General features: G+C 68.2%; 18 protein-coding genes and 2 tRNA genes. 13 read left to right on the forward strand and 7 right to left on the reverse strand.

Annotated features, from left to right (window positions below; genetic code table 11):
• The first annotated feature begins 44 nt into the window (after positions 1-44).
• A complete protein-coding gene (locus AC5W7N_RS03155) occupies positions 45-2,393 on the forward strand; it encodes a penicillin-binding protein (RefSeq protein WP_163813725.1) in 2,349 nt (782 codons plus the stop codon).
• Positions 2,394-2,451: 58 nt separating this feature from the next.
• Here the strand turns inward: AC5W7N_RS03155 and AC5W7N_RS03160 are convergent, their stop codons facing one another.
• Positions 2,452-2,916 (reverse strand): GatB/YqeY domain-containing protein, encoded by a 465-nt coding sequence (locus AC5W7N_RS03160; RefSeq protein WP_163813691.1) that lies wholly within the window; start codon positions 2,914-2,916, stop codon positions 2,452-2,454.
• A gap of 115 nt (positions 2,917-3,031) precedes the next feature.
• On the opposite strand from AC5W7N_RS03160, the gene AC5W7N_RS03165 reads away from it, so the two are divergent.
• From AC5W7N_RS03165 to AC5W7N_RS03175, 3 genes are all read left to right on the forward strand, one after another.
• Complete coding sequence (locus AC5W7N_RS03165) at positions 3,032-3,994, forward strand: metallophosphoesterase (protein ID WP_163813692.1); 963 nt, start codon at positions 3,032-3,034, stop codon at positions 3,992-3,994.
• A gap of 38 nt (positions 3,995-4,032) precedes the next feature.
• Positions 4,033-5,556: a DUF8017 domain-containing protein gene (locus tag AC5W7N_RS03170; RefSeq protein WP_195020481.1), complete on the forward strand. Its 1,524-nt coding sequence runs from the start codon at positions 4,033-4,035 to the stop codon at positions 5,554-5,556.
• Positions 5,557-5,616: 60 nt separating this feature from the next.
• A tRNA-Pro gene (locus AC5W7N_RS03175) sits at positions 5,617-5,690 on the forward strand.
• 134 nt (positions 5,691-5,824) lie between these two features.
• On the opposite strand, the gene AC5W7N_RS03180 is transcribed toward AC5W7N_RS03175, so the two are convergent.
• The 3 genes from AC5W7N_RS03180 to AC5W7N_RS03190 are packed head-to-tail and all read right to left on the reverse strand — an operon-like array spanning position 5,825 to position 8,921.
• Positions 5,825-7,021 carry a tyrosine-type recombinase/integrase gene (locus AC5W7N_RS03180; protein WP_495923207.1) on the reverse strand — a complete coding sequence of 399 codons (1,197 nt, stop codon included), beginning with the start codon at positions 7,019-7,021 and terminating at the stop codon, positions 5,825-5,827.
• Between the two features lie 4 nt (positions 7,022-7,025).
• Positions 7,026-7,238 (reverse strand): helix-turn-helix domain-containing protein, encoded by a 213-nt coding sequence (locus AC5W7N_RS03185; RefSeq protein ID WP_495923209.1) that lies wholly within the window; start codon positions 7,236-7,238, stop codon positions 7,026-7,028.
• 15 nt (positions 7,239-7,253) lie between these two features.
• Positions 7,254-8,921 carry a replication initiator gene (locus tag AC5W7N_RS03190; protein ID WP_495923210.1) on the reverse strand — a complete coding sequence of 556 codons (1,668 nt, stop codon included), beginning with the start codon at positions 8,919-8,921 and terminating at the stop codon, positions 7,254-7,256.
• A gap of 677 nt (positions 8,922-9,598) precedes the next feature.
• On the opposite strand from AC5W7N_RS03190, the gene AC5W7N_RS03195 reads away from it, so the two are divergent.
• The 5 genes from AC5W7N_RS03195 to AC5W7N_RS03215 all read left to right on the forward strand — a co-directional run bounded on the left by AC5W7N_RS03195 (position 9,599) and on the right by AC5W7N_RS03215 (position 12,806).
• Positions 9,599-10,432, forward strand: a complete 834-nt coding sequence (locus AC5W7N_RS03195; protein ID WP_495923212.1) for a sigma-70 RNA polymerase sigma factor region 4 domain-containing protein — start codon at positions 9,599-9,601, stop codon at positions 10,430-10,432.
• Between the two features lie 57 nt (positions 10,433-10,489).
• Positions 10,490-11,227, forward strand: a complete 738-nt coding sequence (locus tag AC5W7N_RS03200; RefSeq protein WP_495923214.1) for a hypothetical protein — start codon at positions 10,490-10,492, stop codon at positions 11,225-11,227.
• 721 nt (positions 11,228-11,948) lie between these two features.
• Positions 11,949-12,110: a hypothetical protein gene (locus AC5W7N_RS03205; RefSeq protein WP_495923215.1), complete on the forward strand. Its 162-nt coding sequence runs from the start codon at positions 11,949-11,951 to the stop codon at positions 12,108-12,110.
• Positions 12,111-12,455: 345 nt separating this feature from the next.
• The gene (locus tag AC5W7N_RS03210) at positions 12,456-12,623 is read left to right on the forward strand and encodes a hypothetical protein (protein WP_495923217.1); all 168 of its coding nucleotides are present in this window, start codon (positions 12,456-12,458) and stop codon (positions 12,621-12,623) included.
• A 108-nt stretch (positions 12,624-12,731) separates the two neighbouring features.
• Positions 12,732-12,806 (forward strand) — tRNA-Leu (locus AC5W7N_RS03215).
• Between the two features lie 72 nt (positions 12,807-12,878).
• On the opposite strand, the gene AC5W7N_RS03220 is transcribed toward AC5W7N_RS03215, so the two are convergent.
• Together AC5W7N_RS03220 and AC5W7N_RS03225 are read right to left on the reverse strand one after the other, a co-directional pair.
• A complete protein-coding gene (locus AC5W7N_RS03220; RefSeq protein ID WP_495923219.1) occupies positions 12,879-13,466 on the reverse strand; it encodes a TetR/AcrR family transcriptional regulator in 588 nt (195 codons plus the stop codon).
• 12 nt (positions 13,467-13,478) lie between these two features.
• The gene (locus AC5W7N_RS03225) at positions 13,479-14,702 is read right to left on the reverse strand and encodes a cytochrome P450 (protein ID WP_195020479.1); all 1,224 of its coding nucleotides are present in this window, start codon (positions 14,700-14,702) and stop codon (positions 13,479-13,481) included.
• Between the two features lie 171 nt (positions 14,703-14,873).
• Here AC5W7N_RS03225 and AC5W7N_RS03230 point away from each other — a divergent pair, with 171 nt between their 5' ends.
• The 3 genes from AC5W7N_RS03230 (at position 14,874) to AC5W7N_RS03240 (ending at position 20,668) form a co-directional block, all read left to right on the forward strand.
• A complete protein-coding gene (locus tag AC5W7N_RS03230; protein ID WP_194991149.1) occupies positions 14,874-15,581 on the forward strand; it encodes a GntR family transcriptional regulator in 708 nt (235 codons plus the stop codon).
• An 86-nt stretch (positions 15,582-15,667) separates the two neighbouring features.
• Entirely contained in the window at positions 15,668-19,210 is a 3,543-nt protein-coding gene (gene uca, locus AC5W7N_RS03235) for an urea carboxylase (protein WP_495924028.1), read from the forward strand.
• Entirely contained in the window at positions 19,211-20,668 is a 1,458-nt protein-coding gene (locus AC5W7N_RS03240) for an amidase family protein (protein ID WP_495923221.1), read from the forward strand.
• 79 nt (positions 20,669-20,747) lie between these two features.
• On the opposite strand, the gene AC5W7N_RS03245 is transcribed toward AC5W7N_RS03240, so the two are convergent.
• Positions 20,748-21,326, reverse strand: coding sequence for a TetR/AcrR family transcriptional regulator (locus AC5W7N_RS03245; protein WP_495923222.1), 579 nt, complete (start codon positions 21,324-21,326; stop codon positions 20,748-20,750).
• A 101-nt stretch (positions 21,327-21,427) separates the two neighbouring features.
• On the opposite strand from AC5W7N_RS03245, the gene AC5W7N_RS03250 reads away from it, so the two are divergent.
• Positions 21,428-22,684 carry an FAD-dependent monooxygenase gene (locus AC5W7N_RS03250; RefSeq protein WP_495923224.1) on the forward strand — a complete coding sequence of 419 codons (1,257 nt, stop codon included), beginning with the start codon at positions 21,428-21,430 and terminating at the stop codon, positions 22,682-22,684.
• Positions 22,685-22,770 lie beyond the last annotated feature (86 nt).

Below are 22,770 nucleotides of genomic sequence, written 5' to 3' on the forward strand. Positions count from 1 at the left end.
CCGTGCCGATCAGACATACGCTCGCGAAGCTGGCCGTTAGCTGCATGCTGGCCGCCGTGCTCGTCGCCGGGCTGTTGTTCCCGCTCGCAGGCGGTTTCGGATTCGTGTCCAACCGCGCCGCCGATGCCGTCGACAACGTCTCCGCCGAGTTGGTCGAGGGCACGGTGCCCGCGGTGTCGACAATGGTCGACGCGGCCGGCAATCCGATCGCCTGGCTCTACGAACAACGCCGTTTCGAGGTGCCGAGCGAGAAGATCTCCAACGACATGAAGCTGGCGATCGTCTCCATCGAGGACCGCCGCTTCGCCGACCACGACGGCGTCGACTGGCAGGGCACGCTGCGCGCGTTCCTCACCAACACCACCAGCGGCGAGGTACAGCAGGGCGCCTCCACCATCGACCAGCAGTACGTGAAGAACTTCCAGCTGCTGGTGGTGGCCAAGACCGACGCCGAACGCCGCGCCGCGATCGAGACCACCCCGGCCCGCAAGATCCGCGAGATCCGGATGGCGCTGACGCTGGACAAGGAACTCACCAAGGACGAGATCCTCACCCGCTACCTGAACCTGGTGCCGTTCGGTAACTCCTCCTACGGCATCCAGGACGCCGCGCAGACCTACTTCGGCATCGACGCCGCCGAACTGAACGTGCCGCAGTCGGCGATGCTGGCGGGCATGGTGCAGAGCAGCTCGAAGCTCAACCCCTACACCAACCCCGAGGGCGTGCTGGCCCGCCGCAACACCGTGCTGGACACCATGATCCAGAACATCCCGAGCCGCGCCGACGAATTCCGCAAGGCCAAGACCGAGCCGCTCGGCGTGCTGCCCGAGCCCAAGGGCCTGCCCCGCGGCTGCATCGCGGCCGGCGACCGCGGCTTCTTCTGCGATTACGCGCTGCAGTACCTGGCCAACGCCGGTATCAGCCGCGAGCAGATCGAGAAGGGCGGCTACCTGATCCGCACCACCCTCGACCCGGCCGTGCAGGATTCGGTCAAACGCGCGGTCTCCGAGGCGGCGCCGCCGAACCTGGAGAACATCGCCGAGGTCATGTCGGTGGTCGCCCCCGGTCAGGAATCGCACCCCGTGCTCGCCATGGCCAGCAGCCGCACCTACGGCCTCAACCGGGAGGCACACGAGACGCTGCTCGCCCAGCCGTACTCGATGGTCGGCGACGGCGCGGGCTCGGTGTTCAAGCTGTTCACCACGGCCGCGGCGATGGAGAAGGGCATGGGCATCAATGCCCAGCTCGATGTGCCCGGCCGGTTCAATGCCCAGGGCATGGGTAACGGCGGCGCCCCGGGCTGCCCGCCTGCGACCTACTGCGTCGAGAACGCCGGCCGCTACAAGTCGCCGATGTCGGTGACCGAGGCGCTGGCGACCTCGCCCAACACCGCGTTCGTCAAACTCATCCAGGCCGTCGGCGTCACCCCGACCGTCGATATGGCGGTACGCCTCGGCATGCGCTCCTACACCGAGCCGGGCAGCTCGGGGCTGGAGAACAATCAGAGCCTCGCCGACATGATCAAGAGCCAGAACCTCGGCTCCTTCACCCTCGGCCCGGTCCCGATCAACCCGCTCGAGCTGTCCAACGTCGCGGCCACGCTGGCCTCCGGCGGCAAGTGGTGCCCGCCCTCGCCGATCAAGGAGGTGATCGACCGCAACGGCAAGCAGGTCCCGCTGACCCAGCAGGCCTGCGAGCAGGTGGTCGAGCCCGGCCTGGCCAACACCCTGGCCAACGCGATGAGCAAGGACGATCAGCCCGGCGGTACCGCCTTCGCCGCGGCGGCGAACGCGGGCTGGACGCTGCCGATGTCGGGTAAGACCGGAACCACCGAAAGCCACCGCTCGTCGGCGTTCGTCGGCTTCACCAACTCGCTGGCCGCGTCGGTCTACGTCTACGGCGACAGCCCCACGCCCGGCGAGATCTGCTCGTTCCCGCTGCGCAACTGCGGCGCCAGCGACGCCAACGGCCTGTTCGGCGGTAACGAACCCGCGCGCACCTGGTACAACGCGATCAAACCCGTGGTCGGGAACTTCCCGCCGCCGGTGCTGCCACCGCTCGACGATAAATACGTGCGCGGCGCCAACAACGCCCAGGTGCCCGACGTGGTCGGGATGAAGCAGGGTGAGGCGACGGCCGCGCTGATCGCGGCCGGATTCAAGGTCACCCCGGTGGAATCGTCCGGGTCGGCGCCGAAGGGCACCGTGACCGGGTCCTCACCGAACGGGTCGGCCATTCCCGGGTCACTGGTGACGATCTACGTCAGCGACGGCACGGTGCGCACACCGCCACCGCCCGGACCGCAGGGACCGCCGCCGGGCGTGCCGGGTCTCCCGCCACCGCCGCGGCTGCCGCCCATTCCGATCCCGATTCCGCTGCCGTTCCCCCGGTAACGACAACGCCGACCCGGTCTGACCGGGTCGGCGTTTCGTTTATCAACTGGGAGAACGGTTACAGCCGGGCCTTCACCGCCGCGGAGATCCGCGCACCGTCGGCCTTGCCCTCGGCCAGCGCGGTCGCGATCTTCATGACCTGACCCATCTGGCGCATACCCGGCCGCTGTCCGGTCTGCTCGGCGATCTGCGCGATGGCGGTATCGGCGACGTCGGCGACCTCGGCGTCGGTCAGCTGGGTGGGCAGGTATTCGTCGATGATCCTGGCCTCCGCGTGCTCGTTGGCCGCCAGCTCGCCGCGCCCGGCCTGGGCATACACCTCGGCGGCCTCGTTGCGCTTCTTGGATTCCTTGGCCAGCACCGCGACGACCTCGGCGTCGGAGAGCTCACGTGCCTCTGGGCCCGCCACCTCGGCGGACTGGATGGCGGCGAGCAGCATCCGCAACGTGGCAAGACGCAGCGTGTCCTTGGATTTCATCGCGGCGGTCATATCCGCGCGCAGCTGCGATTTGAGTTCCGACATGAGCCTCACGGTAGCCGCTGCACCGCACGTGGCCCACCACATTTACCCGGCCGGTCCGCCGATCTGTGCCTGAACACACGCCGCGTTCGAGACCACCGTCACCTATGCTGGGCAAATGCCCGTGATCTCGACCTCCGCTGTCCGTCGAACCGCGCTGGGCGCCGCCGGAGCCGCGGTGGCCGGAGTCGGCTATGCCTCCCTCATCGAACGCAATGCGTTCGTGCTGCGTGAGGCGACGATGCCGGTGCTGCGGCCGGGTTCGGCGACGCTTCGGGTGCTGCACATCAGCGATCTGCACATGATGCCGGGCCAGAAACTCAAGCAGCAGTGGCTGCGCGAGCTGGACCGGCTGGAACCGGACCTGGTGGTCAACACCGGGGACAACCTGTCGCATCAGAAATCGGTGCCCGCCGTGGTTCAGGCACTGGGCGGTTTGCTTTCGCGCCCAGGGCTTTTCATCTTCGGCAGCAACGACTATTTCGCGCCGGTGCCGAAGAACCCGCTCAAGTACTTCAAGTCCGATCACCGCCGCGTGCACGGCGCGCCGCTGCCGTGGAAGGATCTGCGCGCCGCCTTCACCGAACGCGGCTGGCTGGATCTGACCCATGTGCGCCGGGACCTGGAAGTGGCGGGTATCCGCATCGCCAGCGCTGGCGTCGACGATCCGCACTTGCAGCGCGACCGCTACGACACCATCGCGGGCGCACCCAATCCGCTCGCCGATCTGCGCATCGGTCTCACCCACTCGCCCGAACCGCGGGTGCTGGATCGGTTCGCCGAAGACGGCTATGACCTGGTGCTGGCCGGCCACACCCACGGCGGCCAGCTGTGCCTGCCCGGCTACGGGGCGCTGGTCACCAATTGCGATATCGACCGTTCGCGGGTCAAGGGCCCGTCGAAGTGGGGTGCGCACACCCGGCTGCACGTGTCGGCAGGCCTCGGCACGTCGCCGTGGGCGCCCTACCGCTTCTGCTGCCGCCCGGAAGCGACGCTGCTCACCCTGGTCGCCGCGCCCCCGAAGCGTCCGAACTCCGATACCGCGCAGGGCGTTTCGACCTCGGAGACCGTCGCCCGCTAGGGTCGCTTGCCGAGACTTTTGCCGGCAAGAGGACGAACGTGAATACATTCGACCCCAGCAATGGGGCGTACCCGGCGGGGCAGCCGGTGCCCGGCGCGTTTCCCGATCCCGGCGTGCCGCACGGTCCGCTCGGGGGCCAGGAAGCCGCACCGATTCACAGCGTGCCATGGGCACCCACCCAGACCGGGCAATGGACGCCGGGCTCCGGGCACCTGGTCCCCGGCCCCGGGCCGATGCCCGGCCGGCCAGCCGTCGCACCTGAAGCCGCGTCAACACAAACCGAGCAACCCGCCCCTGGTTACGCACCGGTCGCCCCGCAGCTCGGCCCGCCCATCCTCCCCCATGCCGCACCGACGCCGGGCGGGCCGGGGGCGCCGACGCAGACCGGACAACGGGCGCCGGGCTCCGGACACGCGAGCGCCGGCCCCGGACCGATGTCGAGCCAGCCGGTCACCCCGGAGGCAGCGCTGACCCAGACCGGACGGCCGACCTCCTCGGTGCCGCCCACTCCGGAAACCGGTCTGTCCATGGCTCCCGAAGCAGCGGCCACGCAGTCCGGCCAGTGGGCGGGCAGCCCGCAGAACTGGACGAATCCCGCTGCGCCCTGGCAGAACCAGATGAATACGAACGCGCCGTTCGCCGGCCAACTGCCCTTCGACATGGCCGCGCAGGGCAACCCGGCGACAACTGGCGGCGGATACACCGAGTTCGGTCCGGTCGGGCAGCATCCAGGCACTCAGCCCGTCGGGCCGAGCGCTCAGCCCTTCGGGTCCCCTTCACCCGGCCCCAACGTGCCCGGCGGCCCCGGGAAACTCTTCGCCTTCGGCGCCGCCGCGATGGCGGTGGTCGCCGTCGGTGTCGGCGTGGTCGCGGTCACCGTCAGTGGATCCGATGAAGCCTCGGCGTCCGACGGATCCACGCCATCCATGGTCAGCGCGCTCACCACCGGCGAATCAGCGTCGAAGGCACCGCGTTCCACGACGTCACGCTCGCGTCCGGCCGATCCCACCCCTGATGCCGAACTCGGCCCCATCGTGCCGGGGTTCCAGCCGGTCGCCGTGCCCAACCGCAGCGCCGCCTACGACGTACCCGCCGGATGGCGGGTCGCCCCCGAAGGCAGTGTCGGCGGGTTCGGCGAACCGCCGGACGCGGTGGTCGGCACCGGTCTGGCCACCGACGGCGTCGACTACTGCCCGGGCTCCACCCGCACCGTCGCGTTCCTCACCGGCTCCGACACCGCCGACCCCGCGAAGGCCGCCACCGAGCTCGGCACCAGGTCCGCGACCATCGCCTACGCAGGCAGCCGCGACGTCAGGCCCGGCGCCGCACAGCCGCTCGCCTCGGCGGATGGATCACAGCAGGGCATGCTCGTCGAAACGACGGGCAAGCTCGACGCCGCGAAACCCGGCTGCGCCGAGCAGTTCTCCGTCTTCACCTACGCCGTCCCCGCCCGCACCGGAACCATCGTGCTGGTCCTGGCCGCCGACACCGGCGTCCCCGATGCCGTCGACCCCGAGACCGCCAAGCGCGTCCTCACCAGCATTCGCCCCCTGAAAACCTGATTGACCTGCCGGTTTAACGTCCAGCCCCGACCTGTTGTAAGCTACCTCAGGTCCGCTTCACGGGGTGTGGCGCAGCTTGGTAGCGCGCTTCGTTCGGGACGAAGAGGTCGTGGGTTCAAATCCCGCCACCCCGACTCGTGTGGTTGAGACACGATAAGGGCCCCTGACCAGCTCCTATGGTCAGGGGCCCTTTTTCATGTCCGGGCCCGGATCGGTCGCTGGATGCCCGAGTAGGCAGCGAAAAGGCAGCACCAGCGGTGAGCCGGACTCAATCGTCGTCCCCCAGCGAACGGCGCACGGCATCGTGATCCTCCGACCGGCGCACGTAGTACTGCATGGTTGTGGTCGCGTTCTCGTGCCCGATGACGACCGCGAGCTTGTGCGGCGGGAGCCCGTCGTCGGCCAGCCAGGTCCCGAACATGTCGCGCAGATCGTGGAATCGGACCCCGCCCGATTCGTTGCGGGCGACCATCTTCACCGCCTGCTCGTACTTGCCGAACACCTCCGATTCGACCTCGCCCGCATCGTTCATCCAGACCGCCTCGTACTTGCCGTCCACTTCCGACACCTCACCGAGAAGGCCGGCGCGGACCAGAGCCGGACGCCAGACCCGAGTTCGGAACAGGGTTCGCCGCAGCGGGCCGCCAACCTCGTTGGTGAAGATGAGCCCTTGAGTTCCCTGCGGGTACTCCCGCATGTACTCCCCCAGCTCGTCTACGAGCCAGCGCGGGATAGGCACCGTGCGCCGACCCGCCCGCGATTTAGGGAAGGGCTTGAACTCGACGTTTCCGGCGACCTCCGTCACCGTGCGAATCACCCGGATAACGCCCTGGTCCAGGTCCACGGCATCGGCGCACAGCCCAGCGACCTCGCCCCAACGCAGCCCGGCGAACGCGGCTGTTGCCACGAAGGTCCGATACCGCTCCGGCCGGACGGCAGGTAGCAACTGTTGCCGAACTTCTTCCCGTGTCAGGAGCCGCTCGTCGGTATCGCGCACCCGCCGCCTCGGGAGACGAACGCCGGTCGTGGGGTCGGACCCGATGAGCCGGTTCCGCACGGCCGACAGCATCACACCCGACAGCATCCGCTTGCACTCGGCCACCGTGGCCCGCGACCGGGATTCCGACAGCTCAGCCAACCACGTCTGCACCGACAGGTGATCGATCTTGCCGAGCTGCCATCCCTGCCACTTGGGCAGGACGTGAGTCCGCATGATCGACTCGTCTCGCGCCTTAGTGGTTCGCTCGATATTCCACGACTTCATCCACTCGCGAGCATGGTCGCCGAACAGCGCCCGGCCAGCATGCGGAGAGACATAGACGCCGTTCGACTTGGACAGCTCGACCTGGGCAAGGAACGTCGTCGCCTCCTTCTTCGTCCGGAAAGTCTTCGACCGTTGCGCCCCGGACGGCTCCCGCCAGAACGCCTTCCACTTCCCGCCCGGCGTCTGGTCAATGAACCCCATTGCCTCACACCGCCTTCGGAAGGTTGTCCGAGTCGTTCAGCCACGCGTGAAAGGCCGCGCGGGCAATCACCCACCGCCGACCGATCCGCTTCGCCGGGATCACCCCGTCGTTGACGAAGGTGTACGCCATGCCGCGCGATATACCGAGCAGCGCCGCAACCTGATCGACGGTGTACGTCGCCGGTTCAGCCCGGCGCGATCCCCTCACCATGTCCATTTGTCCTGTCCTTTCCTATGCCGCCGATTGGATTGCGGAACTCTCTTGTGGCCCTGGTGGACCGGCTGCGAGCAGGGCACTGGTGTACTCGGCTCGCCACGTGATGCGCTGGGAGACCGCCGACATGATCAGGTGGTCACGCGGTGGCACGTTCTTGTCGCCGGGCTCGACCGGGGTGATGATCAGCCGGGATCGATCCGGCTTGCTGATCCCGACAGCCGCGAGGGTTTGCCGAACGAAGTCGGCGCGGTCCTGCTTGTGGTCCGGCAGTGTCTTGTTCGACCAGCGCCGCGAGACCAGCACTCGACGACCCGGCAGCCCTAGTGTGTCGCGGCGATGGGCCTTGCCCTTGCACCTGCCGGGCTGGGTCTTGGCGGTGGCGCCCTTGGGGACAATGCCGTAGCGCAGCCAGACCCCGCAGCGCGGCGAGCACGGGGTGTGCTGAAGCTCGGCGTGAAGCCGGTCGTAATGCTCAGCAGCGCGCCGAGTCTGGGGTTCGAGGATTTCTGCGATGCTCTTGGTCAGGTACTTCGTCAGGTACCGGACCTTCTCGTCAGCCTTCGGCGTGCCACCCAGCACCCCGATGGGCTTGACCTGGGCACCGAAGCGCACAACGTGGGCGGGCTCGAGGTCGTCCACGGTGTCCATGACGTCGAGGGCCTCATCCCACCCGGTCAACGGCTGATCGGTATCGGGGTCGGTGAAAGTGCCGGCCGTTTCGTCCCAGACCGGCATCCGGTCGCCGGTGTAGACCTCTCGGTCCTGGTGCGGCCACCAGACTTGGTGGTAGGTCGCCGCGGTGACCTCCCGCAATACCCGGTGCGGGATCGATCCCCGGATCGCGATATGCAGATGCGGTGCACCCCGACGCTGCGGTTCCACCGTGGCGAAGTACTGCACATCCCAGCCGACCGCCCGACGAAGGTTCTGCACCCACCGGTCGAACAACGCCGCGAAATGCACGATATCCCGCGCCGACCGCTGGTAGTCGTAGGTGTCCGGGTCACGCGGTGAGCCGTCCCCGCAGACCTGGCCCCTGGAGTTGACCGCGCCGTCGTTGTGAACATGCCCGTAGGACGGCATCGTGATCGTCAGGAACGTCGAGGGCCGATACTTGCCCGCGTACTCTCGGCCGATGGTGGTCTTGGCGACCTTGAGCCGAGGCAGATCGGGCACGTCTTGACGCCGCGAGGTCGACCGCTTGCGCCGGTCCGCAGACAGCTTGTCGAAGTCCGGCAGCCGACCCCGAAAGCCGGAGTCCCGGAGCTCGGCGTCGAGACTGGCGACGACCTCCCGAATTCCGGCCATCGCCTCTGTGTCGCCATCCGCGCGAGCCTCGCAGTACTGCGCGAACAGATCGGACCGCGCCGCCACCAAGCCCTTCTGCTGCTCGGTCGGGGCGCGCTTCTCGATCACCGGCTCGGCGTCCATGTGCCAGCCCTCGTGGCACTGCGTCATCCGCAGATAGCGCGCCTTCGCCGCACACGCCGGGCACACCGACTCGATAGTCGCCTTGCACGGTGAGCCGACGTAGGTAACTTCCAGCGTCGCCGGGTCCTCAGTCCTCATCGGCACCGGACGACGGCAGACGTGGTTGTCGTCGGCCAACTCCCCCGCCACATGCCGGAAGTCCGGCAAGCTACGACGCTCAGCCGCAGTCTGCCGGACCACCGGTGCCGTCATTAGTCGCACCTCCGCCCCGACGCCGCGCGACGACGTGCCGCCGCGTAGTAGTCGAACGGCGGGAAATCACTCGCCGGACGCGGCACCAGCCCCGCAGCCTCACGCAGCCCCGGCTCCGAGTCCGCCCCCAGCAACCGAGCCCGACGAGCCGCCACCAGCTCCGGCGAATACGTCACCCGATATACCGAATTCACCGCTGTCACCGGCCCATCCACCGCGCCGGAGCACCGCCACCAGCAGGCCAGGATTCATACACCACCGCAGCGGGCGGCAACGGCAGTTCCACCACCTGCGCCAGGCCCGACCTAGCCGCCTCGACCAGCCCGCCGATGCAGTCACAGCGCCCCATAGCCGTCGCCGGGTCCACATGGCCGTTCACATACTCAGTGCCCCCGCACCGCTCACAGATCTCCCACACCGCACGAGCATGGTTATCGATGCACCGAGCCGACGTGCACTCAAGGCCGAGGCAGTGAACACACCGACCCGCTGCATTCAACCGAGCCGGACGAAGATTTGCACTTGCCAGGTTCTGAATCGCCACGATTGCCTCCCACATCTCCGGTTTATAGCCCCTAAACTCTGACCGCCGTGCCATTCCGTGTCTGTTGAGGGGGTCTAAACAGGGAGAGTACGCGCGGGTTCTACAAGTCGTCAAGGGGATCTAAACTCGGGGGGTGTCTATCGCCGACGAGTTCGAGCAGGTCCGGAATGATCCGGACCCTATTCGCCGTGGTCAGCGAGCTACGGACCTCATCACCACCTACCAGCAGCGCGCTACGGAGCTAGCTCGCCTACGTAAGGAAGCTATCGAAGACGCGCACCGAAATGGCTTGAGCTACACCGAGATTGCAGAACTCCTCGGTGTCACCAAAGGTCGAATCAGCCAGATCCGAACCACGGCCCCCAAGCCGCAGCGGGCGTTCTTCGGCGTCGGCCCCGTAGCTATCGGCATACCGCGCAGGTTCGGACTCGAGGAAGGCCGAGAGCGCCCGTTCTTCGACGCTAACGACCAGGCGACACAGGAGGCGTTGGAACGGACGTTGGCCGAGTTTTCCCTGGCAACCTCCCATTTCGCCATCGATCCCGACCGCGAAGAGGTGCCGACGGGCGATTGCATCATCGTGTGCGGCCCCAAGTCGGCACCTATTGCGCGGCGGCTTCTTGCCGACGATGCTGCGCTGTCCTTCGACCGAACCGACGAAGGTTGGTCGATCGTGGACACTCGGACCGGGTGCCGGCACTTCTCGCCCTTCCGGTCCCCCGCTGCCAGCCACACGGATATCGGGTACTTCTCCCGTCGGATCCTGGATGGCAGGGTGATCGTGCATATCGCGGGAATCACCAGCATCGGGTCACTCGGCGTGGCTCACTGGCTGAATGCGAACCTGGCGACCGTGTACGACCCTGCCGCCCAGTTCACCAGCGGCGTGGTCGAATGCGATTTCGACGCCGATTTCAAGGTGACCGACAGCCGGTTGCTGGCTGGCCCCTACACGATTCGCGAGTGACCGGTGATAGTCCATTCGGCCCAGCTCCCGGCGCGATCGGACGAGGATCGCGTTACCATGTCGGACCACGCCGTTATCGTCCTGGACGGCGCCAGTGCCCATGACCCGGCTATGCCGCGAGCGGGTGCCTATGTGGACACGTTGGCCGCACAGCTGCGAGCCCGGGTCACCCCAACTAACGACCTGCGCGTTGCTCTTGCCGAGGCCATCGAATCCACCGCAGCGCTGCTAGAACTCGCTCCAGGCGCATCGCCGTCCAGCACTGTCGCTGTTGTTCGAGTCGGACCGACCGCAGTTGATCTGCTCGTACTCGGTGACGCAGCTGTCGTCGTCCGCACTGTCGATGATGCCGAGCATTTGTACGTCGATGACCGTCTAGAGCATCTCGACCTGCCCGCCGCAGACCGGTACCGCGAGCGGCTCGCTACAGGTGCGGGGTACGACCCGGAGCATCGTCGACTACTCCAGGACCTCCAGCGGGCCGAGGGACAGCACCGAAACCAGCCGGGCGGATTCTGGGTTGCCGAAGCCGAACCAGCCGCAGCCGACCACGCATTGACCGCGAGCTACCCACGGGATCGCGTGATTTGGGTGGTGGCCGCGACAGATGGTGCCTTCGACGTGCTTCCGGCCGTGGGCGTCGACTGGCAGGTCGTTGCCCGCCAGAGCAGTTCGGGACTCCGCGAGCTTCTTCACCGCTGCCGCACTTGGGAAGCCACCGCCGACCCGAACGGGCAGGCCCTCCCCCGCGCGAAATGCCACGACGACAAGACGATTGCCGTCATTCAGCCGTGAGTCGTGCCCTCACGTAGTGCGGTTGTTGCCGAATTTCGCCATATAGAGTCAAGGCGCGGCCAGGCGGCGCTAGCGCGCCGCCGCCGCGCTACGACGCGCAGCGGGTCTCGCTCGTACCTCACAGCCCCGGCGCGTCGGCACGTCGGCGACGTGCTAGCGCTGACAAGGTCAGCTCCATGACATATCTGGCCACCTTGGCATAACCGGGGAAGTGTGGGAACCCTGGCAGCCGTCCCCGACTTGCTCTCCCGCAACTCGAGCACGAAATCGGCCGGCGCCGTTCGTGGGGCCTGGCTGTGGTCCGGTCTTCGGCCGGGCTTGTCGAAGACGCCGCGGTGAGGTGCCGTGGGGCTCGCCCGTTGGTTGCGTTGCGGTACAGACGTGGCCGTGTTCGTCGCCGGGCACATAGCCGGTTGGTCACCAGCGGGGTTGGTGCCACCGGGGGTGGTGCAGACGGCGGCTGGTGGCGTTCACCGTGTTCCTCTCTGTCCGTGCCGGAGGAATCTGCCGATGGCGTACCAGACCGGCCCCACCCTCGCAACGGCCAAGCGGTGTCGACGGCCGGGGGCCACGCGGCACAGTCCCAGCCTCTCGCTGCGGTGACCTTCAAGAGAGACGGGAGCCGCGCGACCCCCGGCCGCCGAGCCATTGCGAGGGCGGGTCCGGCCTGGTCCGGGCGGAGCCCAGATTCCACCGACCCGGACAGAGAGGAACCCTCACCATGAACGCCACCATCCACCCCACCGCCTGCACCACCCCCGGCTGCACCAACCCCGCCACCGGCACCCTCCCCTACTACGTGCCCGGCGACGAACACGACCACGCCTGCACCGCCTGCCACGCCGCCTACCACGAAGCCCTCACCGCCCGCGACACCGACTGACCCGAAAGGGGGCTTCGGCCCCCTCCTCACCCCTGCTCTGGGGTTGCGGAACTACTGCGCGACCTCCGGCCGCGTGGCCCAGGCGGTTGGTGGCCTGCATTGTGTTCCCGCGCCCCTCCAGCCTCAAAGGCGCTCCGCGTCACTACGTGATGGGCAAGCCCACCCTTGACCCCGGAGCCTCTACGCCCGAAAGGCAGGCCCCTAAGGGGCAGGCGGTGAAGCCAGCCCCCGATGTGCGCAGCCCACCACCCACCAGGGCCACGGTGACCTTGGCTCGCAATCTGTCACCGACCCGGCCGATCGAAATGCGGTGCTTCCGTCCGTCGCCGTCCGATCATTGTGGCCATGGCAGCTTTCGAGGGAACCACAGCAGAACTGGCAGAGCAGGTCGGACTGGCACTCGAACATATCGCCGGGATCCTGGCCCAGTTCGAAGCCGATGGATTCGATGCGAAGAACAACGCGCATCGGGTGGGGCAGATCCGAGAAATCGCGGACAGGCTCAAATCCTGATCTGGTGCTGTCCGCGCCCTATCGCGAGGCAGCGGAAAGGCAGCGGGACTCCCGATACGGACCGGAACGGAACGGCATTCAATAGCACGTCTTGCCAGTTCAACGAGACTGGGTGTGGTGCGCTGATACGCGGTTTCAACGTTCGGGACGAAGAGGTCGTGGGTTCAAATCCCGCCACCCCGACTCGTGTGGTTGAGACACGATGGAAACCCTGATCAGCACAGCTGGTCAGGGTTTCCTTCTTTTCCGGGTTGTTCAGGTGATCTCGAGGCGGTTGTCGAGCAGGAACGGCAGCAGGAAGTTGCGGAGCAGGGCGCGTTCCTCGTCCTCGCCTGCGCCGGGCAGCGTCAGCAGCGACACCATGGTGCGTACCGTCCACTTGCCGAGGCGCACCGCGGCCTCCTGGGCGAGATCGGCCCGGAAGTTGTGCACGAACGCGGCGGTGAGGGTGTCGATGACGCCCGGAGACTCCGACAGCTGCGCGACGATGCCCGCGTTCTCCGGCTCGAACCACACCGCCAGATGCGGCGTCTTCCGAACCTCGGCCAGCAGCGCGGTGAGCACATCGAGCAGCTGACCCTCGTGATCGGGTCCGTCGAAGCGGTGGGCCCGCGACACCCGCTCCACCAGCAGCCGCGCCTCGCGTGCCGCGAATGCCACGTACAGCGACTGCCGGTTGGCGAAATAGCGGTACAGCGTCGCCCGTGAGCAACCGGCCGCCTCGGCGACCTCGGCCATACCGAGCCCCGTGACACCCTTGTCCATCGACAGGGCGCGTACCGCATCGAGGATCCGCTCGGCCGCCAGTTCGGCCCGGCCACCCGCCAGCCAGTCAGCACTCATCGGCTGATCTTCTCAGCCCGCGCACCGGAACGGCACGGTGGTCGGCCGACGGACATACGGCCCGGGCGCATACTGCACCGCGTCGATGTCGACGCGGTAATTCGGGAACCGCTCCAGCAGCTCCTCCAACGCCACCCGCGCCTGCATCCGGGCGGCCGCCGCGCCGAGACAGTGGTGCGGCCCGTGCCCGAAGGTCATGATGCGCTGAGGATTCCGGTCGATGTCGAGTTCGGCGGCATCGGCACCGAAGGCCTGCTCGTCCCGGTTCGCGGACCCGTACACCAGCAGCACCTTGCGACCAGCCGGAATCGTGGAGCCGGCCAGCTCCACGTCCCGGGTGGTGGTGCGGGCCAGCCCCTGCACGGGCGAGGTCAGCCGCGCGAACTCCTCGACGGCGAGGGTGATGCGATCGGGATCCGCCGCCAGTGCCGCGCGCTGCTCGGGATGCTGCTGCAACAGCTGCACCGCGCCACCGAGCAGACCGGTGGTGGTGTCGTTGCCGCCGGCGACCATGGTCCAGGTGTAGGCGAGGATCTGCACCAGACCGTTGACGTCGGTGTCGTCGGCGGCCATCCCGGCCTGCACCAGCAGCGAGACGGTGTCGTCGCCGGGATCGGTACGCCTGCGTTTGATCAGTTCGGCGAAGTAGCCGAGCATCTCCATCGAGGCCTGCTGCGCGTCTGCGGTGCGCTCGGTGCTGGCCGCGACCACGGCGTCGGTCCAGCCGTCGAACCGGTCCCGGTCCTGCTCTGGCACCCCCAGGTAGTGGGCCACCACCATGCTCGGCAGCGGTTTGAACAGGTCTTTGACGATATCGCCGCCGCCCTGCTCGCCCAGCCGGTCCACCCGTTCGCGCACGAAGCCGCGCACCACCGGCTCGACGTCGGCGACCTGGCGCGGGGTGAATCCGCGCGCGACGAGCTTGCGGAACTCGGTGTGCTGGGGCGGGTCCTGCATGACCATCGGCGGGTTGGCGGTCAACCCGATCTGCTCGAGCTCGCCGTATTCGACGGTGAGCCCGTCACGGGAGGAGAAGGTGTTGGTGTCGCGGGCCGCGGCGTAGACGTGCTCGTGCCGGGTCAGCACCCAGTAGTCGTGTTCGGGTTGCTCCGCGGGCACCACCCGGTGCACCGGATCGTGCTCGCGCAGCGCCGCATACATCGCCCAGGGTGCGCGCCACGTCGGGCCCGAACGCAGTTCGAACTTCGGATCGACACGAGACTCATTAGCCAACATGTTCCGAAGGTAAGACAGAATCGCCAGTTTGTCTACAGCAGATTCCAACAGCGGACGACCTGGGCAATTCTGGAAACGCGCAACGGCGCGCGCGGTGCCGTGAGCACACGCTTACCTACCGGTTACGCACGGTGATTCCTCGGAAACGCGAGGTCCATAGCGTATACAGGCATGTCGACACGGGTGGCCACACCGGCCGATACCTCGGGAAAACCGTTGCGGGACGTGGTGTACGAAACGCTGCGCGCGGAACTGATGAACGGCGACATCAAGTTCGGCGAACGTCTCACCGAGCCCAAGGTCTCCGCGCGCTTCGGGATATCGCGCACGCCGGTCCGCGAGGCACTCACGGTGCTCTGCTCGGACGGCTTGCTGCAACGCGAGGAGTACGGGTTCTCGCCGGTACGCCCGAGCATTCCGCTGGTTCGTGACCTGTACGAGCTGCGGATCACCCTGGAACTGGGCGGTTTACAGCGCGCGATGCAGAACCCGGACGTCACGCACGACAAGGCACTGCTGACCGCCGAACGCAAGGCCTGGCTGGATTTGCAGGCCGACCCGCCCGAACAGGAGCCGGGTTTCGTGGTCCGCGACGAGGAATTCCACGTCACCTTGCTGACCGCCTCCGGCAACACCGAGATGGTGCGGGCGCTGCGCTCGGTGAACTCCCGCATCCGCCACGTGCGGATGTACGACTTCATGGTCAACAACCGCATCGAGACCACCATCTCCGAGCACCTGGCCATTCTCGATGCCGTTCTCGCCGACGATCTTTCGCTGGCCTACCGGCTGCTGCACACCCATATCGGCGAATCGCTGGACGTCGTGCTCGATCGGGTCACCCGGGCGATCGCGGCCATGTCCTTGGCCACCGACTAGTCCCCAACTGAACACAGGAGCCCGACGTGAGCCTGGATTTCGATACCGTCCTCGTCGCCAATCGGGGCGAGATCGCCTGCCGCATCATGCGCACCGCGCGCATTCTCGGCCTCAAGACCGTCGCGGTCTATTCCGACGCCGACGCCGGCGCGGCCCACGTCGAAATGGCCGATGCGGCAGCCTATCTCGGTCCGAGCGCGGCCGCGGAATCCTACTTGCGCGCCGATCGGGTGATCGAGGCGGCGCTGGCCACCGGCGCCGGCGCGATCCATCCCGGTTACGGGTTCCTTTCTGAGAACGCGGAATTCGCGACCGAAGTGGCAAAGGCCGGCATCGCGTTCGTCGGCCCGACTCCGGAGCAGCTGCGGATCTTCGGCGACAAGCACACCGCCCGTGCCGCCGCCCGCGCGGTCGGCGTGCCGCTGGTCGACGGCTCCGGCCTGCTCGAATCGGCCGATCACGCCGTCGCCGAGGCCGAACGGATCGGCTTCCCGGTCATGCTCAAGGCCGTCGGTGGTGGCGGCGGGATCGGCATGCAGGCCTGCCATGACGCCGATCAGTTGCGCGCCGCCTACCAGCGGGTGCAGCGGCTGGCCGCGACGAATTTCGCTACATCGGGGGTGTTCCTGGAACGTTTCGTGGCGCGGGCCCGCCATGTCGAGGTGCAGGTGTTCGGCGACGGGCGCGGCCGGGTGGTCAGCCTCGGCACCCGTGACTGTTCGCTGCAGCGGCGCAATCAGAAGGTGATCGAGGAAGCGCCGGCCCCGGGGCTCACGGCGGAGTTGTCGCAGCAGCTGCTGGTGGTCTCGCGTGAGCTGGCGCGCTCGGTCGGGTATCGCTCGGCGGGCACTGTGGAGTTCGTCTATGACGCCGATCGCGATGCCGCCTCGTTCCTGGAGATGAATACCCGCCTGCAGGTGGAGCATCCGGTGACCGAGGCGGTGACCGGAGTCGATCTGGTGGAGTGGATGTTGCGGCTGGCGGGCGGCGATACCACCATGCTGGACGAGCTGCCCGAGACGGGTCCGCCGATCGACGGCTGGGCGGTGGAGGCCCGCGTCTACGCCGAGGATCCGGGCCAGGACTACCGCCCAAGCGCGGGCTTGATCACCGAGACCACCCTCCCCGAGCAGGCCAGGGTCGACACCTGGATAAGCACCGGCACCGAGGTCAGCCCGTACTACGATCCGTTGCTGGCCAAGGTGATCACCCGAGGCGGCGACCGCGGCGAAGCGTTCACCGTCCTCACCGAGGCCCTGGCAGGCACCCGTATCCACGGCGTACAGACCAACCTGCCGCAGCTGCTCGCCGCCGCGTCCGACCCGACCGTGCGCCGGGCAGGCCACCTCACCGCCACCCTCGCCGATATCCGGCCCATCGCCGCGCGCATCGACGTGGAACGCCCCGGCACCATGACCACGATCCAGGACCATCCGGGCCGGATCGGCCTGTGGGAGGTGGGCATTCCACCCTCCGGCCCGATGGACGACCTCTCGTTCACTCTCGCCAACACCGCCGTCGGCAACCCGCCGGGCACCCCCGCACTGGAGTGCACGCTGCACGGCCCGCGGCTGCGCTTCTCGGATGCCGCGGTGGTGTGTGTCAGCGGCGCCGACGCGCCGGTCGAGGTGGACGGCGAACCGGTACCGATGTGGGAGCCGATCACGGTGCCCGCGGGCGGTGTGCTCGATGTCGGCGCCCCCGCCGACACCGGCCTGCGCACCTACCTCGCCGTGCGCGGCGGCATCGACGCACCGCTCTATCACGGCAGCGCCGCCACCTTCACCCTCGGCGGCTTCGGCGGTGTCACGGGTAAGGCGCTGGTCAGCGGCGATGTTCTGCATCTGGCCGATGCGGCCGAGGCCGAACCGCGCCCGATCCAGCCGGCGCTTCGGCCGGATTTCGGCCATCACTGGGAGCTCGCCGTCGGCGAGGGCCCGCAGACCGCGCCCGCCTACTTCACCGACGCCGATATGGCGCAGTTCTACACCCACGAGTGGCGCGTCGGCAGCCACGCCAACCGCACCGGCATCCGGCTGGAAGGCCCCAAACCCACCTGGTCGCGCACCGACGGCGGCGAAGCGGGCCTGCACCCGTCGAACCTGCACGACAACCCCTACAGTGTCGGCGCGCTCAATGTCTCCGGCGACACCCCGATCCTGCTCGGCCCGGACGGCCCGAGCCTCGGCGGCTTCGCCTGCCCGCTGACGGTGGTGTCGGCGCACCGCTGGAAACTGGGTCAGCTGCGGCCGGGCGATACGGTCCGCTTCATTCCCGTGGACGACGCCACGGCGAGCGAACTGCGCGCCTCGAACAGCTCGCGGGCTCGCGCGACCGTGCCGAAACCACTCGCCGGACTGAGCGATCGCGGCATCCTTGGCGGCGTCGACGGGTCCAGCGACCGCCCCCCGGTCCGCTATCTGCGCGGCGGCGATGACAATGTGCTGGTCGAATACGGCGAGATGGTGCTCGACCTCGGCCTGCGCATGCGGGTGCACGCACTGTCCACCGCGCTCGCCGGCGCCGGGCTTCCCGGCATCATCGACGTGACACCCGGCGTGCGCTCGCTGCACATCCATTTCGATCCCGACATCCTGGCCCAGCATCGTCTACTCGGGGTACTGGCCGAATTGGAGACCGAACTCCCCGCGACCCAGGACCTGGTGGTCCCCAGCCGCACCATCCGGTTGCCGCTGTCGTTCGACGACCCGTCGATCGCCGAGGCCATCGACCGCTATCGCAGCGGCGTGCGCGACAGCGCCCCGTGGCTGCCGTCCAATACCGAATTCATCCGCCGTATCAACGGTCTGGACAGCGTCGACGACGTCCGCGCCACCGTGTTCGCCGCCGAGTACCTCGTGCTCGGCCTCGGCGATGTGTATCTCGGTGCGCCGCTGGCGGTTCCGCTCGACCCACGGCACCGGCTGGTGACCACCAAGTACAACCCGGCGCGCACCTGGACGCCGTCCGATGCCGTCGGTATCGGCGGCAAGTACCTGTGCGTCTACGGCATGGCTTCCCCCGGCGGCTATCAGCTCATCGGCCGGACCGTGCCGATCTGGTCGAGCTACCGCCAGCGCGCCCCGTTCGAATCCGGAACTCCCTGGCTGTTCCGGTTCTTCGACCGCATCGTCTGGGAGCCGGTGAGCGCCGAACAGCTGCTCGACTACCGCGCCGCCGCCACCGCCGGACGGTTCGACGCCGAGGTCAGCGAGGGCAGCTTCGCCCTGGCCGACCATCTACGGCTGCTGCGCGAGGAGGCCGATGCCATCGCGGAATTCGAGACCAGGCAGGCGGCCGCGTTCGAGGCGGAGAAGCAGGCGTGGCAGGCCGCGGGCGAATTCGATCGCGACACCGCCGAGATCGTCAGCGAAACCGTCGACGATCCACTCGCGGGCATGCCCGGCAATGCCACGGTGGTGACCGCACCGATGATCGGCAATGTCTGGCGGGTGGAAGTCGAAGCAGGACAACGGCTCACCGCGGGCTCGACGGTCGCCGTGCTGGAAGCGATGAAGCTGGAATTGCCGGTGCAGTGCCCCGATGCGGGCACGGTGCTGAAGGTCCTGGCCACCCCGGGTGCCAAGGTGGAACCCGGAACCCCTCTCGCAGTGATCGGAGTCGACTAGATGAGTGCCGGCCTCCTCGGCAACGCCCTACCCGGTTCGCCCACCTCGCGCGTTGCCGCCGCTTACCGCCGGATCGCGGAGGTCGACCGGCCGGAGGTGTGGATCACGCTTCGGCCCGAACCCGACGTCGCGGCCGACGCCGCGGCGGTCGAGCAGCGGCTGTCGGCCGGTGCCGCACTACCGCTCGCGGGTCTGCTGGTCGCGGTGAAGGACAACGTCGACGTCGCGGGGCTGCCGACCACGGCCGCCTGCCCGGCCTTCGCCTACATCCCGGACGTCACCGCCGCCGCCGTCGAGCGGCTGATCGCGGCCGGTGCGATCGTGCTCGGCAAGACGAATCTCGATCAGTTCGCCACCGGCCTGGTCGGTACCCGCAGCCCGTACGGGCCGGTGCGCAATGCCTTCGACCCCGAGCTGGTCTCCGGCGGATCCAGTTCGGGTTCGGCCGTTGCGGTCGCGCTCGGCATCGCCGATATCGGTATCGGCACCGATACCGCCGGATCCGGCCGGGTGCCCGCGGCCTTGCAGGGGATCGTCGGGATCAAGGCGACGCTCGGTGTGGTGCCCGCGCACGGCGTGGTGCCTGCCTGTGCGGACTTCGACGCCGTCACCGTTTTCGCCGCCGATCTCGAGCGGGCCGTGGCCGCCGCCGCGATCATGGCGGGCCCGGACGCGCGTGATCCGCGCAGCCGGAAACGGCCCGCCGACGTCCTGCTGAGCGCACCGCGGCAGCCGAGACTCGCGGTCCCGCGCACCGAAGACCTGACCGCCCTGAGCGCGCCCTATGCCGCGGCGTTCAGCAGAACCGTTGCCGGACTTGCGGATTCCGGGATGTCCGTCACCGAGATCGACATCTCGGCCCTGCTCGACGCGGCCCTGCTGCTCTACGACGGCGCGATCGTCGCCGAGCGGTACGCCGCGGTCGGCGAGTTCCTCTCCGCCGCACCGCCGGACACGCTCGACCCCACGGTCGCGGCCATCATCCGCGCCGCCGAGCACACCACCCAGGTCGCCATCGATATCGCTGCCCGACTGGTCGGCACCGACTCCACCCCCGCGCTGTTCGGGCACGACGCTGAACTCGCCGTCTTCGGCGCACATCTGCGTGGGCAGCCACTGCATTGGCAGCTGGAACAGATCGGCGCCCGCTTCCTCGGCGAGATCCGCACCACCGACGCCTACCGCCTGACCGCGCTGGACACCACGCCACCCAAGCCCGGCCTGGTGCGGCACGGCCAGGGGCAGGGTGCACCGATCGTCGGTGAACTGTTCGGCCTCTCGGCCGCCGGACTCGGCTCCTTCCTCGCCGCGCTGCCTGCTCCGATGGCGCTGGCGAATATCGAGCTCGAAGACGGCCGCACGGTCGTCGGTTTCGCCTGCACCTACGACGCGGCCGTCGCGGCGACCGACATCACCGAATTCGGCGGGTGGAAGAAGTACCTGGAGCAGCTGAGCTGAGCGGTTCCGCCCGCAGAAGCCGGGAGCCGGGAATCCGTTGCCCCGAGCGAACGGCATGCCGGACAAGAGCGTCGCCTGGTCAACTCCGCGGTGCGAGCGCCGCTATCGCCACAGCCAGCTCATCCCCGCTCGGCAGCTCGCCGTCGGGTTCGGTAATCCATTGCAGCGCCATGCCGTTCAGCAAGGCGAAGTACAGCCGTGCGACCGCCCGCGCCTGCTCCTCGGTCAATTCCGGATGCGACTGCGCGACCAGATCCGCCATCTCCGCGACGGCCTCGGCCAGCAGCCCGGACATATGCGCCGCCTCGCTCGGCGTGCGATGAATCCGGATCACGTTCTCCACACTCGCTACCAGCATCTGCCGATTGCGCGCGAAGACCTCGGCGATGTCGTTCCACACCAGCGGAAAGGCCTGCGCCGGTGAGCGGCCGTCCTTGCTCGCGGCCTTGATCCGCTCGTCGAGCGCGTCACCGATCTCGCGCCCGGATTCCGCGGTGAGCGCCTCGGTGAGCAGCCGCTCTTTCGACCCGAAGTGGTAGCCGATCGCGGCCAGGCTCACCCCCGCCGCATTGGCGATGTCGCGTGCCGTCGTTGCGGCGAATCCACGCTCGTACACGCAGGCCCGGGCGGCCGCGAGCAGGTCCTCCTTGTTTCCCATACCCCCACTGTACGTGCGTCTTGAACATTTGTACTAGACAGACGTGCAAGTCATCTGTTAGACATTTGTCTAAGACGTTCGATCAAACGAAGGACGAGACGATGAGCACCCAGCCCGCCACCCACACCCCGAAGTCCACCGACCGCCCGCGCGTTCTCGTATCCGGCGGCGGCATCGGCGGCAATGCCGTTGCGCTGCAACTACTCCGGTACGGGATCCCGGTCACCGTGATCGAGCGCGCCGCCGCTCCCCGCCCCGGTGGCCAGGCGGTGGACCTGCGCGGACCCAGCCGCCAGGTGGCCGAGCGGATGGGCCTGATGCCCGGAATCCGCGCACACCAACTCGATGAGCGCGGCATGCTGCACGTCGACGCCGACGGCAAGGAACTGCTGCGCATGCCCGCCGAGCTGTTCGACGGCAAGGGCGGCGTCGCCGAGATCGAGATCTCCCGCGGCGACCTGAATCAGGTGCTGCTCGACGCCATCGACGCGGCGGGCGGTGTCGACTACCGCTACGGCGAATGGCTCGAAGCGCTCACCCAGGACGACGACGGCGTGCAGGTCACCTTCGCCTCGGGCGGCACCGAACGTTTCGACCTCGTCATCGGCGCCGACGGCCTGCATTCGGCCACCCGGCGCCTGGTCTTCGGCCCGGAGGAACACTTCAGCACCTACCTCGGCGGCTACATGTCCTTCTTCACCATGCCGACCCCCGCGGGCATCGAACCGCACTGGTTCACCATGCATTCGCTGCCGGGCGCGACCGGCCTCGGCATGCGGCCCGACGCCGATCCGGCCACCTCCAAGGCGCTGGTCGTCATCCGCGCCGAGGCCGACCCGGCGCTGCGGCGCAACGTGGCGGCCCAGCAGCGGCTGATCAACGAGCGCCTGGCCGGCGGTGGCTGGACCGCCCCCGCGATCACCGCCGCGATGCCAGAGGCCGACGACTTCTACTTCGACGAGCTGGCCCGCATCGACATGCCGAGCTGGATCCAGGGTCGGGTGGCACTGGTCGGCGATGCCGGCTACTGCGGCTCCCCGCTCACCGGCCAGGGCACCGCGATGGCGCTGGTCGGCGCGTACGTGCTGGCCGGCGAAATCGCCGCGCACCGTGACGACCCGCGCCGCGCGCTGGAGAACTATCAGCGAGTGCTGCGTCCGTTCGTCGCACTCGCGCAGGAATTGCAGCCCGGCGGTCTGCGCGCGATGACCCCGAAGACCCGGTTCGGGATCCGGGCCGGATTGCTGGTCAGCAAATTGATGACGGCGCGGATCATGAAGCCGCTCATGATGAAGATGCTGTCCAAGACCGAAACCTACGACCTGCCCGAATACCCGGCCACCACGCCCGCGCGATAACCGGGAGACGCCGGCCGCCGAGGTGGCCGGCGTCGGCATGTCGCCGCTCGCAGTTGCCGCCGGATGGTTTGCCGCCGTGCCACACT

Source organism: Nocardia sp. CDC519 (genome assembly GCF_059509835.1).

Coding starts and splice junctions, on each gene's coding strand:
- AC5W7N_RS03250 (WP_495923224.1), top strand. CDS start 21,428: ATGAGCACCCAGCCCGCCACCCACACCCCGAAGTCCACCGACCGCCCG.
- AC5W7N_RS03160 (WP_163813691.1), bottom strand. CDS start 2,916: ATGTCGGAACTCAAATCGCAGCTGCGCGCGGATATGACCGCCGCGATG.
- AC5W7N_RS03245 (WP_495923222.1), bottom strand. CDS start 21,326: ATGGGAAACAAGGAGGACCTGCTCGCGGCCGCCCGGGCCTGCGTGTAC.
- AC5W7N_RS03220 (WP_495923219.1), bottom strand. CDS start 13,466: ATGAGTGCTGACTGGCTGGCGGGTGGCCGGGCCGAACTGGCGGCCGAG.
- AC5W7N_RS03185 (WP_495923209.1), bottom strand. CDS start 7,238: ATGGACATGGTGAGGGGATCGCGCCGGGCTGAACCGGCGACGTACACC.
- AC5W7N_RS03210 (WP_495923217.1), top strand. CDS start 12,456: ATGGCAGCTTTCGAGGGAACCACAGCAGAACTGGCAGAGCAGGTCGGA.
- AC5W7N_RS03180 (WP_495923207.1), bottom strand. CDS start 7,021: ATGGGGTTCATTGACCAGACGCCGGGCGGGAAGTGGAAGGCGTTCTGG.
- AC5W7N_RS03200 (WP_495923214.1), top strand. CDS start 10,490: ATGTCGGACCACGCCGTTATCGTCCTGGACGGCGCCAGTGCCCATGAC.
- AC5W7N_RS03225 (WP_195020479.1), bottom strand. CDS start 14,702: ATGTTGGCTAATGAGTCTCGTGTCGATCCGAAGTTCGAACTGCGTTCG.
- uca (WP_495924028.1), top strand. CDS start 15,668: ATGCGCACCGCGCGCATTCTCGGCCTCAAGACCGTCGCGGTCTATTCC.
- AC5W7N_RS03230 (WP_194991149.1), top strand. CDS start 14,874: ATGTCGACACGGGTGGCCACACCGGCCGATACCTCGGGAAAACCGTTG.
- AC5W7N_RS03155 (WP_163813725.1), top strand. CDS start 45: ATGCTGGCCGCCGTGCTCGTCGCCGGGCTGTTGTTCCCGCTCGCAGGC.
- AC5W7N_RS03205 (WP_495923215.1), top strand. CDS start 11,949: ATGAACGCCACCATCCACCCCACCGCCTGCACCACCCCCGGCTGCACC.
- AC5W7N_RS03240 (WP_495923221.1), top strand. CDS start 19,211: ATGAGTGCCGGCCTCCTCGGCAACGCCCTACCCGGTTCGCCCACCTCG.
- AC5W7N_RS03190 (WP_495923210.1), bottom strand. CDS start 8,921: ATGACGGCACCGGTGGTCCGGCAGACTGCGGCTGAGCGTCGTAGCTTG.
- AC5W7N_RS03165 (WP_163813692.1), top strand. CDS start 3,032: ATGCCCGTGATCTCGACCTCCGCTGTCCGTCGAACCGCGCTGGGCGCC.